The 12,787-nt window shown below is 47.2% G+C and carries 9 protein-coding genes; 5 read left to right on the top strand and 4 right to left on the bottom strand.

What is annotated here, in order from left to right; translation table 11 throughout:
- Positions 1-129 precede the first annotated feature (129 nt).
- The gene (locus tag SIB80_RS06545; RefSeq protein WP_413351736.1) at positions 130-417 is read right to left on the bottom strand and encodes a hypothetical protein; all 288 of its coding nucleotides are present in this window, start codon (positions 415-417) and stop codon (positions 130-132) included.
- A 332-nt stretch (positions 418-749) separates the two neighbouring features.
- On the bottom strand, positions 750-932 hold the full coding sequence (locus SIB80_RS06540) for a hypothetical protein (RefSeq protein WP_063420086.1): 183 nt from the start codon (positions 930-932) through the stop codon (positions 750-752).
- Positions 933-1,142: 210 nt separating this feature from the next.
- On the opposite strand from SIB80_RS06540, the gene SIB80_RS06535 reads away from it, so the two are divergent.
- Entirely contained in the window at positions 1,143-2,366 is a 1,224-nt protein-coding gene (locus tag SIB80_RS06535; protein ID WP_063420332.1) for a glycosyltransferase, read from the top strand.
- A 297-nt stretch (positions 2,367-2,663) separates the two neighbouring features.
- On the opposite strand, the gene SIB80_RS06530 is transcribed toward SIB80_RS06535, so the two are convergent.
- Entirely contained in the window at positions 2,664-3,965 is a 1,302-nt protein-coding gene (locus SIB80_RS06530) for a cation:proton antiporter (protein WP_236066077.1), read from the bottom strand.
- Between the two features lie 596 nt (positions 3,966-4,561).
- Here SIB80_RS06530 and SIB80_RS06525 point away from each other — a divergent pair.
- From SIB80_RS06525 to SIB80_RS06510, 4 genes are all read left to right on the top strand, one after another.
- A complete protein-coding gene (locus SIB80_RS06525; RefSeq protein WP_011129920.1) occupies positions 4,562-9,298 on the top strand; it encodes a 2-oxoacid:acceptor oxidoreductase family protein in 4,737 nt (1,578 codons plus the stop codon).
- A 416-nt stretch (positions 9,299-9,714) separates the two neighbouring features.
- The gene (purS, locus tag SIB80_RS06520) at positions 9,715-9,984 is read left to right on the top strand and encodes a phosphoribosylformylglycinamidine synthase subunit PurS (protein WP_041384305.1); all 270 of its coding nucleotides are present in this window, start codon (positions 9,715-9,717) and stop codon (positions 9,982-9,984) included.
- Positions 9,985-9,991: 7 nt separating this feature from the next.
- Positions 9,992-10,645: a phosphoribosylformylglycinamidine synthase subunit PurQ gene (gene purQ, locus SIB80_RS06515; RefSeq protein WP_011129918.1), complete on the top strand. Its 654-nt coding sequence runs from the start codon at positions 9,992-9,994 to the stop codon at positions 10,643-10,645.
- A gap of 6 nt (positions 10,646-10,651) precedes the next feature.
- A complete protein-coding gene (locus tag SIB80_RS06510; protein ID WP_011129917.1) occupies positions 10,652-11,629 on the top strand; it encodes a S66 peptidase family protein in 978 nt (325 codons plus the stop codon).
- A 59-nt stretch (positions 11,630-11,688) separates the two neighbouring features.
- On the opposite strand, the gene fba is transcribed toward SIB80_RS06510, so the two are convergent.
- The gene (fba, locus tag SIB80_RS06505) at positions 11,689-12,762 is read right to left on the bottom strand and encodes a class II fructose-bisphosphate aldolase (RefSeq protein WP_063420084.1); all 1,074 of its coding nucleotides are present in this window, start codon (positions 12,760-12,762) and stop codon (positions 11,689-11,691) included.
- Positions 12,763-12,787: the final 25 nt, after the last annotated feature.

The raw sequence follows: 12,787 nt of genomic DNA, 5'->3' as shown, positions 1-12,787 counted from the left end.
CATTTCCCCTTAGTTACTTCTCAGTTTTGATAAGATCAACAAGGAAGATGCGATGCTGAATTTCCTTTCTTGTTTTAGGTAAATACTTCCATTTGAAATAATGATAAGTGTTGGCTTAGGCATCATGCCTTAGCTATTTACCTCAACAATGTCATAGTATTCTCTCTCATCCTCATCGCAACAGCTGAGATCAGCATAATATCTTTCCAAGACAGTATGTGCATCGTCATAGCTGGAAAAATACCTACCAGCGATCTCATCTGATTGGCCGTCACTTCGTATTATTTGAAAAGTGTTGGCCAGCTTGTTGTTGTTACCCATCTCGGCCACAAGTGCTCGACATTCAGCATCAACTCCCTTTTTTGTTGCCCACTCTGCAATTGCGCTTTTTTTCTCGTGAAGTTGCAACAATTGCATTGCGATGCCACGTAGGGTGCCAACATCCTGACACTCCTGGATTGTTCTACGCAATTTCTCGGTCTGAAACTGCATCACAGTGCTTGGCTCAATGGGCTTCTCGACTGACAATGCGGGACATCCTGCGCAAAGGAACCTCAGCCATTGTGGCACCTACTTGTACTTGCATGCATAGAAACATCGGCATATAGGCAAGCTCGTAAAAAATCGGCTTTGATTATTACCAACAAAGAATTTACGAGCAAATACACCTAATATTAGAAAATTGCATTTTGCTTTTGCAAATAAAAGCTATCAGCAAACATGGATTAGTAAGTCTTATTAAGGCAATCTCAGTTCCTCGCCTTAACTTCGTTATGCAGTCTTTCAAAGGGAAGGCCTGCAGTATTTGAGTTGGTATTCAACTGCGCATTGACTTCTGTAAAAGCTGATGTGGCAACAGTTGTTACAAAGCCAATCGCAATGCTGAGTGTGATGATCTTTTCGATCTCTAATTCGAATTTATTTGTTGTCATGGGTTTGACCAAATGATGATCATTACTTCATTGATACAATGATTATCCATGACTTTTATCAGTTAGTTAGTGACTGTGCTCATGGCGACCTGTGATTTTGATTACAGAGTTAACTGGTCATTCCAGCTTTCACCGCAAATGCCTATGAAACTGATTTCCGCGATTACTCCTTGAGATGATTTGATAGAAGGACTTTTTAGGGAAACAATTTTGTTGATCCTTACTTGGATCTTGATTGTCTTTGCTGCAGGAGCAGCACTCGGCTTATTACTGCTGCTGTTCAGTCTTGTACGTGTGTTCCAAAATGCTCCAACCTTAAATTCCAAGCAGTTTCAGCCTGGGCAGCCACCTACTAGCAAGGGGGAAACCCTCAAGAGAACGGAGCTCACAGTGGTTGTTCCTGCTTATAACGAGGCCACCAACATCAAGGTGTGCCTGAGCAGCATTTTGGCCAGTGATCCACCCTGCAATAACTGGAGAGTGTTGTTGGTTGATGACGGGAGTACTGATGAAACCGTTCAAGTTGCAAGCGCTGTTGCCTCAGTCTTAAAGCTCGAGGAAGGTCGCTTTACAATTTTGAACGCCGGACCAAGACCCTTGGCGCAGCGTTGGGTAGGCAAGAACTGGGCCTGCTCACGTGCAATGGAGCTTGTAAGTAGCACCTGGGTGCTGTTTGTAGATGCAGATGTGGAGCTTCACCCAGAAACCCTCAAGCGTGCACTGAATCAGGCAATTGAGGAAGAAGCAGATCTGCTGAGCCTGGTACCACGTATTAACTGCAGCTGCTCTGCTGAATGGATGGTGCAACCGATCATGGCCTGTCTTTTGGCTGTAGGTTTTCCGATTAAAGCCGCCAATGATCCAGCTGAATCAACAGCATTTGCCGCTGGACCATTTATGTTATTTCGCCGATCAACATATGAGGAGATTGGTGGTCATCGTGCACTGGCTGAGGTGGTGATAGAGGATCTGGCTCTAGCTCGTAGAGTGAAAAGCGGGGGCTTTCGACTGCGTTATCTGCTTGGGTTAGATGCATTGCAATTGCGGATGTACGACAATTTTCCTGCGCTTTGGGAAGGCTGGAGCAAGAATTGGTTTCTTGGCCTAGATAGCAGTATCGTTAAAGCAATCGGAGCATCAGCACTAGTGTTCTGGATGTTCACAGGCCCCTGGCTAGTATTGTTGCTGATCATATTTTGCCTGCTCTGGATCCCTTTTTATGGGGCACTATTAATTGCCTTTACTTTTTCAGTAATTGGTGTATTACTTCAATTCATTCTACGTCTTTGGACACGTCAAAAATTCGAGGTGCCATTAACGAATTGGTGGTTGATGAGTGCAGGTGGCATCCTTATTGGCTTGCTTGGACCAACTTCAGTTTGGAGAACACTGACTGGACGCGATTGGACCTGGAAAGGCCGTTCCTTGGCTTAAGAAGTGTTAGCTAGACATTAGTCAGGCAAGTCGCATCAACTATTAATTATTACTAGAATTAAATTCATTCATCTTCCAGCAGAACACTCAATAGGCTCATATTTCTATCATTCATTATCTTTGACAATTCCAAGCACTAATGATATTGACAGGCATGTCATTCAACCATCTCCAGCCCTAATCCTGAGCATCATTACTGTAGATACTTTCATTTCAATATATCGTTCATTTAACTAGCTTGTCCTTTTGGGCTTTCGTCTTTTTTGTTTAGTCTTTATAAACTCAGTCTTCTTTACTTCAGCCTGCATGGCTTCTTTCCCAACGGCCGTAGAACATCGAAAACCGGTTAGCTGTAATGCCATGGGCAATCACACTCAAAACAATGGTGACCGTTGTGGTGGTAAGAATCGCTTGTGCGCTTGGAAGCGCCGCGTCTACCACCATCACAACAAACACAATGCTGGCTAAACCTCTTGGCCCAAACCAACCAACGAAGAGTTTCGTCCAGTGATCAAGTCCAAGGCCGCTGGTTACTAAGGCAACGGGAAGAACGCGCACTAGTGTCAGGCTTAAAGCCCCATAGACCACACTTGCGACTGTGATGTGGCTCCAGGCATCCGGCACCATGGCACTGCCAAATAAAACCCAGGTCAGTAGGGCCAACATGTCCCCCATTGCCAGGGAAGCCACCATCTCACCGTCCTTGAGTTCTTTGCGACTGCAGATCCCATAAAAAAGACCAGCGATGAAACAGGAAATGAATCCGCTCCCATGAAGGGTTTGGGCGAGGGTGTAGGCACTCAGGGCCAGGGCCACTGTGATCAAAGGCCTCCAATCCTCAGCAATCCATTTGCGTTGTTCTGCCTGATCCCTTAACCAACTACCCAATAATCCAACAAAGGCTCCTATCACGAGGCCGAGACCTATTTCACTGACAAGCAGCTGGGCAAAGCTCTGCAATGCATCCTTCGGTCCATTGATCTGGTCAAGATGACCAGTTGATATACCAAGAAAGCACAACAACATAGGAACACAAATTCCGTCATTGAGGCCACTTTCAACATTGAGGTCTTCGCGGATAGCTTCTGGTACTTCGAGGTTGGTGGTCACCGCTTCGCCAAGTGCCGCATCTGTTGGAGCGAGCACCACAGCAAGTAGGGCTGCTTCAATCAGGCTTAGTTCAGGCAATATCAATCGGGCCACCACGAAACCCATCAGAATGCTGAGTGGCAGTCCGAGCAGCAGCAGACGCATTGGCAGGCGGGCACTGTTGCGGAGCACTGTCCAGTCCAATGCTGCTGCATCGGTAAACAACACGAGACCCAATGTGATCTCTGCCAGACGCCTTAGCAGTGCTGAATCCAATGAGATGTTGAGCCAGCCCAGGTTGGCAGGGCCAAGAACTAAGCCCAGCGCAACAAAGACCAGTGGTCCAGAGACTGCTGTCCTGGACAATCGTCTTGAAAGCAGGCAATAGGCGAAGATCACTAAACTGATCACTGCCAGGTCAAGGTCGCTGTGGAGCACGGCTAGTGGTGAGTTTGAGTCCCCTTGATGCTGCCCATAATTCGGGTGTAGATCTCGAAATCCACCATCCATGTTCAGATCTTGTTGATGGAATTTCTGTGAAACCGATTCAGGCCCCTTGAGCGGTTTGCCTCGATGCTTTGCTACTGACCTTCAAAAGAGGTGGTCTGTTTCAACCAATCATTCAATAGGCCTTGATGAGGGCGCTATTGCGAAGGCAAGGAACGACAGAAATGTTGATAGCTATGGGTTTTGTTGAGCTGCAAGCAAGCACAAGACTTTGTACTTTTACATGCAATATAGGACTATTCCCTAGTCATACCAGGTGGTCTCATGGTGTGGTGTACTTGAAAACAACAGAGTCAGTACCTGAGAACCTCTAAAAACTGAATGAGGCAATATCCCCTGTTCTCCCAGGTTATGCAGCCAGGAAGAACAGTTCACTATCTTTAGGGGTTGATAGCAGAAACCCCAGCTCTTGAAAAAATCAAGGCAAGCCTCAAGACTGACATTGGCAAAACGGGCGAGGCTTAAGCTTTTTTAGAATCGACTCGTTGGGGCCTGGGCTTCGGTGTTCTTTCCCTCTCTTTGATCAAGTGCTGCAATCTGTTCACAGATTTCAGTAGATTTTACGCACACAGCAGATGTTCCTTCGTTGATTTCTACGTATGGCAGATCAAACCGTAGAACAGGAGATGGTTCCAGCAGTACTGGGGGGTGATAACCCCAAGTATCCAGGAATTCCGGTGACGTGTAATGGCAATCATCTTGTCACCAAGTGGGTAGAAACGCGCATTACAGAAGGAGGTGTCTATTACCCAATTACACCCTCAACAGAGGGGGGTGAAATATATCAACAGTCTTTTGCAGAAGGGGCTCTTGATGTATGGGGAAACCAAAAGTTATCTGTTGAGGCAGAAGGTGAACATGCAGCGCAAGGCGGTGCTACTGCGGTGGCGATGACTGGCAAGCGCACAGTTAACTTCACATCTGGACAGGGAATTGTATATGCAATGGAGCAGTATTACCACGCACCAGGAAAGCTCTCGACGATGGTTTTGGAGGTTGGAGCTCGAGCCCTGACCAAGCATGCACTTAATGTTCACTGTGGCCATGATGATTTCAATGCAGCTCTAGATACTGGATGGACGATGTTAATTGCTAGAGATGCCCAGCAAGCTGCAGATCAGGCAATTATTCTTCGTAAATGTAATGAATTAGCCTTAAATCCAGGAATGAATATTCAAGATGGGATGTTGACCACCCATTCTGAGCGTACTTATCGAGCCCCAGAAGCGGATCTACTACGTGAATATCTGGGTGCACCAGATGACCAGATAGATTGCCCTTCACAAGCCCAAAGAGAACTGTTCGGAGTTCGGCGTCGCCGAGTCCCCGAAATGTTGGATTTAAAGAATCCGGTGCTTTTAGGTCCTGTTCAAAATCAAGAGCACCATATGAATGGTGTCATAGCACGTCGTAATAATTTCAATGAACCAATTCTTAAATTCCTTGAGCAATGCTATCTAGAGTTTGCTCAGTTAACAGGCCGCAACTACGGGCTTATTCAAGAATATAAAACCGAGGGAGCGGATACAGTCTTTATTTCTCTTGGTTGTGCAGCTGAAAATATTGAAGCGGCATGCGATTACCTAAGTGAGCACCGCAATGCCAAGGTTGGTTCTATTCATATAAATGTTTTACGTCCCTTCCCTGAAGCGGCATTAATTAATGCTTTGCGTGGCAAAAAGAATGTCATTATTTTAGAACGAACAGATGAAGGCTTGGCTGGTGATAATCCATTAGGTCGAGACATCCGCACTGCTCTAAGTAAAGGACAGGAGTCTGCACAGTATGGAGGCATGATGCCTGCAATAACACTTGAGCAAACACCAAGAATTTTTCGCGGAAGTTATGGGCTTGGCTCTAGAGATTTTCGACCAGAACATATCATCGGAGCTTTTGAATATGCCACTGGGGGGATTGCCCGGAAAGACGGCAAAAGTGCAGCTGATGGCGAAGCTTATTTCACACTAGGTATTGATCACCCCTATAGCGTGGTTTCTAAAGACACACCATCGCTATTACCGAATGGAGCGATTGCTGTTCGATTCCATTCGATTGGAGGCTGGGGAATGATCACCACGGGTAAAAACCTTGGTGAAATTATCGGTAAGTTTGGGCAAATGATTTCCGAACGTGATCCAACCTATGATCAACATGGCCAATTAGAAGAGAAGCTCTTCATTATGGCCAACCCCAAGTATGGCTCCGAAAAGAAAGGAGCCCCTACGAATTATTTCCTAACAGTTGCGGCTGAAAAGATACAAGTGAATTGTGAGCTCAATCATGTTGATGTAGTGCTCTGCTGTGACCCCAAAGCATTCACACATACTAATCCGCTTGCGGGTTTAAATAAAGGCGGTTGCCTTGTATGGGAATCAAGTGAGCCCGCGGCTGAAGCCTGGGAGCGAATTCCCTCAAAGTATCGCAAATTCATCAAGGATAACGGCATTCGTGTATTTATTCTGCCTGGATTCGATATCGCTCGAGAAGCAACAACTCGAACTGATCTGCAATTAAGGATGCAAGGAAACTCCTTCCTTGGTGCATTCTTCAAAGTTTCAACCTTTTTGCAGGATCACGAGATTAGTGAGGCCGCGTATAAAGAGGTTGTTCGCAACCAATATCAAAAGAAGTTCGGGCGCTTTGGTGACGCGGTAGTTGATTCAAACATGAAGGTTATGGCTGGTGGCTTTGAACGGGTTGAGGAAATTGCTTATGGAAAAAATAAGGATGTAGACACTTCAAGCATGCGCAACCCCATGCTTGCACCAAAGGATGCTGCTCTCATTGAGATTCCAGCAACTGCAGGTTGTGCTGCTAGTGGTTGTTCGTCTTGTTCGATGCCTGATGGACAAGCCAATAGGTCACCATTCCAAACACTGCAGAAATTTGATTCAGAATTCCGAAACGACTTGGGCTATCACCAACCATCAGGTGCTTTTGCAAGCTTATCTGTTATGGGACCTGCCAGTGGGGCGACACAAAGTAAATATGTAGCCAGGCGCGAAACCCCAATTTACATCGCAGAGAATTGTACTCAATGCATGGAATGTATCGCCGCCTGTCCTGATACTGCCTTGCCTAATACAGCACAGGATGTAAGTACAATTCTTGTCACTGCCATACGCAATTATGTCACTGACGAGAATGCATCGAAGCAACTTTTGAAGGAGGTGCCTGGATTAGATCAACGTTGCCACGAAAAAATGAATGACAATGTTGCATCCAAAACCAAACAGCCTTTTAAAACTATTCTAAGTAATGAGTTAGATGAGCTTACATCAATCGATGAAGCCTCACGTAGGCAGCTAATTGATATTGTTGACAAGTTACCCCTTGCATATAACAACACCCCTAGTATTTACAAAAGTCTTGAGAAGAAGAATCCTGGTAGTGGGGGTATCTTTTCTATTTTTGTTAGCGACCTCTGCAAAGGATGTGGGGAGTGTGTTCAGGTTTGTGGAGAACATGATGCCTTGCGAATGAAACAGGATACGCCTGAACTTAATGCCGATCTTACAACTGCCCAAGTTTTTAGCCGCTTATTACCAGATACCAGTCAAAAGTTTCTTGGGCAATATCAGTCTGAATCACCAGAGTCTTCACTTGAATCAGCCCTGCGGAAGCACTTGATGGTACGGAGTAATTACGAGTCTCTTGTCTCTGGAGACGGTGCTTGTGCAGGTTGTGGTGAAAAAAGTGTGCTGAGGGCTGCTGCTTCTATCACAGAGGCATACATGCGACCCATTTATCACCAAAAAGCAGAGCGTTTACGCAAAAAAGCAAAACTATTAGAAAAATGTGGTGTCACAAGGTTGGCAACTCTAAAGACTCAAGATGATGATGAATATAGTTGGTTTAAGCGTTCTGTAGCCCATGCAGTAATGGGTCTTGGTGGTGAAAACGAACATGATACAACTCTTCGGCTCAATAGATTTGGTGAGATCACTGACCAAGAAGTCATCACAGCACTGGTAACAGTCCTCAATCAGGATGCCTTTAATCACTGTGATCTACAGGCAGTTGATGGACGTATGGCAAATGGAATGTGCACGATGTATATGGGTGCTCACACTGGCTGCAATACGGTTTACGGCTCTACTCCTCCCTCCAATCCTCATCCATACCCCTGGATGAATTCCTTATTTCAGGATGGCGCAACCATTAGTTGGCTGATAGGAGAATCTGCTGTCCTCAATCATGCACGTCGATCTGTAACTCCGGAACGACTTGCTACAGCACTTCTTGATCGTGACATCAATGTTTGTAGTGAGCGTGAATACTTCGAGCTAACTCATCTTGATGACTCACTCATGACTGATCAGGAAATACGTGAGTTACCTAAAGTTTGGGCGATTGGTGGAGATGGAGCTATGGGCGATATAGGCTTTCAAAACGTTTCAAAGGTCGTCTTGCAAAACCGTCCCAATGTGAAATTACTGATGCTTGATACGCAGGTCTATTCCAACACCGGTGGTCAAAACTCCGACAGCTCTAACATGTTGGGTGGATATGACATGAACCAATTTGGTGTTGCTTCGCAAGGTAAGCTCGTAGAGAAGAAAAGTGTTGCAGAAGCATTTACAACTGGCCATGGTTCGCCATTTATTGCCCAGGTTTCTATGGCAAATTCAGGAAAAATGTATAAGGCCATGCTTGATGGACTTGAATATCGTGGTACAGCCTTTTTCCAATGCTATACATCTTGTCAGCCAGAGCATGGTATTGGTGACGACATGAGTGCCTATCAGGCTCGTATGATTCGAGATAGTCGTGGAATGCCTGAGTTTATCTATAATCCTCGCGCTGGCGAGACCATCCAGGAAACTTTTGAGCTCAAGGGTAACCCTTCAATCAATCGAGACTGGAGGGCAGCTAAATATCAATCAGATGGAAAGCCATATAATCTCACTGTTGCTCACTGGGCTCTTACCGAAGCACGTTTTCGCAGACACCTCAAAGAGATTCCTGAAGCACAAGTCGACGAGTTTATACATATCGACAATATGCTTACTCTAATTAGGCAGCAAGATGTTATTTATAGAAATGTATTTAATGAGAATCATCATGCTTATGTGCCTGATTGGGGTGTGTATTTCAAGGCTGAAATCAATGGCAAGTTTAAGTATTATGCGGTTAGTCGTCAGATGGTTCTCTTCCATATAGAGCGCCGTAAATCATGGCGGATGATGCAAAGCCGTGCTGGGCTGCACAACGAAGACTATGCAGCACAGAAGATCATATTGCAGAGGCTGGATTCTGGTGAGTTCACTCGAGATGACTTAATTAATCGAGGCAGAGAGTTGATGAATGAACAAATTCAACAAGCCATCCACTAGCCAAACTCCCTACAGCCAATTCTTATCTATATTATTGATGCAATAGAGCTACAGAGAGTATTTCTGGAACATTACTTTGGCAAGGAGTTGTCTCATATTTAGAAACATAATCTATATCCTCTTGTAAGTTAAGATTTCATCAGAGAGTCTTACTTGCCATCAGCCAGGCAACTAACAACCAGGGTCAGTACAGTCCATTCAGCTCATCTTGACTTTGGCTGCATAGTCATGCTCAGATAACTATAATTTTTGCGTTGTATTTCTCCTGCACCTGCATTGTTTTGATCGTTGAATCAATCATCACCATTCACCACGCAAGCAGTGCGGGCCTAGTGGCCTAGATTTTAAACACACTTTCATCCTTTAAAAAGGGTGCCTTGAGCTGCGAAGATTTAACAATCCACTTCCTACAGACCGTGCCGCGATTTCATGCCCGCGTTCTTGTCAGTCTGCGTCCTTCAGTGCTTGACCCGGCTGGGGAGGCTGCTCGATCTGCTGCCAATCGCCTTGGGGTGGAAGGCATCAGCAAACTGCGGATCGGAAAGGTTGTTGATCTTGAGCTCGAGGCTGATAATGAAGCGGAAGCACGCAAGCAGCTGGAACTGCTCAGTGATCGCCTGTTTGCCAATCCCGTGATTGAAGATTGGAGTCTTGAGCTTCAGCCGATTCCTACAACCACCGCTTAATGCAGCCATGAGTATTGGTGTTGTTGTCTTCCCTGGCTCAAATTGTGATCGCGATGTGCGCTGGGCAGCGCAAGGATGCTTGAACATCCCAACGCGCTTTCTCTGGCATGAGACCCGTGATTTAAATGGTCTTGATGCTGTTGTGCTTCCAGGCGGGTTTAGTTATGGCGACTACCTCCGTTGTGGTGCAATTGCCCGTTTTGCGCCGGTGCTTGAGTCGCTGGTGGAATTTGTTGCACGTGGCGGCAGGGTGCTCGGCATCTGCAATGGCTTTCAGGTTCTGACTGAACTAGGTCTGCTCCCTGGAGCTCTAACCCGCAATCGAAGCCTTCATTTCATCTGTGAGGATGCTTTGCTCACTGTGGAAAGCAACCGCACGCCTTGGCTAATGGGTCATCAACGAAAAGATTCTCTCACCCTGCCCATTGCCCATGGTGAGGGTCGATATCAGTGCAGTGACGAAACCCTTTGCCAGCTACAAGACGATGACGCTATCGCCTTGCGCTATGTCAATAATCCCAATGGTTCAGTAGCTGATATCGCTGGAATTACAAACAAGACTGGCAATGTGCTTGGCTTAATGCCCCATCCTGAACGGGCTTGTGATCCTGTGATTGGTGGTGTGGATGGCAGAGGATTATTGCAATCACTGCTTGGCTGATTCACGATGCGACGGCGCTCGCTGCTGATGGGGCTTCCGGCTGCCATAGCAGCAACCTTTGCTTGGCCAAAGCTGGGGCGAACATTGACCCCAGCCTTTCATGCATCGACACCTTTGGCGGCGCCAACACCACTTCGTGATGGTTCACGAATTCGGGCTGTAAATACTGGTACGTGGATCGATCCTCAAACAGACTTTTCTTTTTTAGTTGAGCGTTGCAAGGCGCAGGGGTGGCTCCTTGAATTGCCTCCATCGTTGCATCGCCAATGGCATTGGTTTTCCGGCACAGATGCCCAGCGCCGCGCTGAACTAGAGGCCGCGTGGAGGGATCCTCATGTTGATGGAATTGTCTACATCGGCTCTGGTTGGGGTAGCGCAAGGGTTTTGGAGGACGGGTTCCATTTCCCACGACGCTCCCTTTGGAGCCTCGGCTTCTCAGACTCCAGTTCTCTGTTATTGGCCCAGTGGGGTGTGGGATCTCGCGGCGCCATCCATGGGTCGATGACTGGGTCTGACGAACAATGGCAACGAACGGTTGGTCTGTTGTCTTGTCAATCTGTAGCCCCGATATCAGGCATTGGGGTCATTCCAGGCATTGCTGTAGGCCCTTTAGTGGTAACCAATCTCACCGTGGCCACACATCTAATCGGAACACCCTGGTTCCCTGATTTGCGTGGTGCCGTATTAGTGCTCGAGGATGTAGGTGAAGCACCCTATCGGGTTGATCGCATGCTCACACAATGGCGCAGCGCAGGGCTGCTACGAGATGTTGCGGCCGTAGCTACAGGCCGTTTCAGCTGGAAAGGGGAGATTGTCCCGGGAGACTTCTCAATGGTCGGCATCCTTGAGGAGCGTCTTTCTTCTCTTGGCGTGCCAATTGTCAGTGATCTTCCTGTTGGTCATGGCCAACCGAATCTTGCCTTGCCTCTTGGAGCAATAGCGCGCCTCGACGGACGCAATGGATCTCTAATGTTGTTGTCCTAAGCCATATTCATTAAAAAGGGAGGCCTCGCAGCCCCCCTCAGCTATTCATTTGGCCTTAATCATGCAGCAACAGCGGTTTTTGGATCAAGCAGCCCTTTCTCATAAAGGGCTGAGTAATAGTTGATATCACGTTGCTTAATTTTACTGGCATTGCCGGCACACCAAAACTGCTGATAGCGATCAAGACAGACCTGCTTCATATATTTACGCGCAGGTTTGTTGAAGTGGCGTGGATCGAAGTTGGCAGGATCAGCGACAGAGGCTTCACGCACAGCAGCTGTGAAAGCCAGGCGATTGTCGGTGTCGATATTGACCTTACGCACGCCATTGCGAATCCCTTCTTGGATCTCTTCGACAGGAACGCCATAGGTCTCAGGGATTGCACCTCCGTATTTATTGATCATTTGCAGCCATTCCTGGGGAACGGAAGAGGAACCGTGCATCACTAAATGAGTGTTAGGGATGGCCTTATGGATTTCTGCAATTCGACTGATCGCTAATACTTCACCAGTGGGTTTGCGCGTGAATTTGTAGGCGCCGTGGCTGGTTCCAATCGCGATTGCTAAAGCGTCAACTTTGGTTTTAGCGACGAAGTCGGAGGCCTCAGCTGGGTCGGTGAGCAGTTGGCTGTGGTCGAGCTTGCCTTCAAATCCGTGGCCGTCTTCGGCTTCACCCATACCTGTTTCCAAGGAGCCCAGGCAGCCCAGTTCACCCTCCACGCTTACGCCAATGGCATGGGCCACTCCTACGACTTCTTTTGTGACAGCAACGTTGTACTCGTAGCTGGCAGGTGTCTTGGCGTCTGCCTCAAGAGAACCATCCATCATCACAGAGGTGAACCCGTTGGCTGCAGCACCAAAGCATGTTGAGGGGCTATTCCCGTGGTCTTGATGCATCACCACCGGGATGTCTGGATAAGTCTCAACGGCGGCGATGATCAGATGTCTTAAAAAGATTTCACCTGCGTAGCTTCGAGCACCGCGGGAGGCCTGCAGGATCACGGGGCTATCAGTCTCGTAAGCCGCTTCCATGATGGACTGCACCTGCTCGAGGTTGTTCACGTTGAAAGCAGGGATGCCATAGCCGTTTTCTGCGGCATGGTCAAGCAGAAGCCTTAGCGGAACGAGGGCCATAGAGATCTCCGTAGTGTCAGTAGGG

This window comes from Prochlorococcus sp. MIT 1327, from assembly GCF_047304785.1.
Lineage (GTDB): Bacteria > Cyanobacteriota > Cyanobacteriia > PCC-6307 > Cyanobiaceae > Prochlorococcus > Prochlorococcus marinus_D.
Note: the sequence above shows the minus strand (reverse complement) of the source record. Positions and strands in the feature narration are given on the sequence as shown.

Excerpts from the sequence above, each read along its gene's own strand:
- SIB80_RS06545 (WP_413351736.1), bottom strand. The coding sequence starts at position 417 with ATGCAATTGTTGCAACTTCACGAGAAAAAAAGCGCAATTGCAGAGTGG.
- SIB80_RS06540 (WP_063420086.1), bottom strand. The coding sequence starts at position 932 with ATGACAACAAATAAATTCGAATTAGAGATCGAAAAGATCATCACACTC.
- SIB80_RS06530 (WP_236066077.1), bottom strand. The coding sequence starts at position 3,965 with ATGGATGGTGGATTTCGAGATCTACACCCGAATTATGGGCAGCATCAA.
- SIB80_RS06525 (WP_011129920.1), top strand. The coding sequence starts at position 4,562 with ATGGCAGATCAAACCGTAGAACAGGAGATGGTTCCAGCAGTACTGGGG.
- purQ (WP_011129918.1), top strand. The coding sequence starts at position 9,992 with ATGAGTATTGGTGTTGTTGTCTTCCCTGGCTCAAATTGTGATCGCGAT.
- SIB80_RS06510 (WP_011129917.1), top strand. The coding sequence starts at position 10,652 with ATGCGACGGCGCTCGCTGCTGATGGGGCTTCCGGCTGCCATAGCAGCA.
- fba (WP_063420084.1), bottom strand. The coding sequence starts at position 12,762 with ATGGCCCTCGTTCCGCTAAGGCTTCTGCTTGACCATGCCGCAGAAAAC.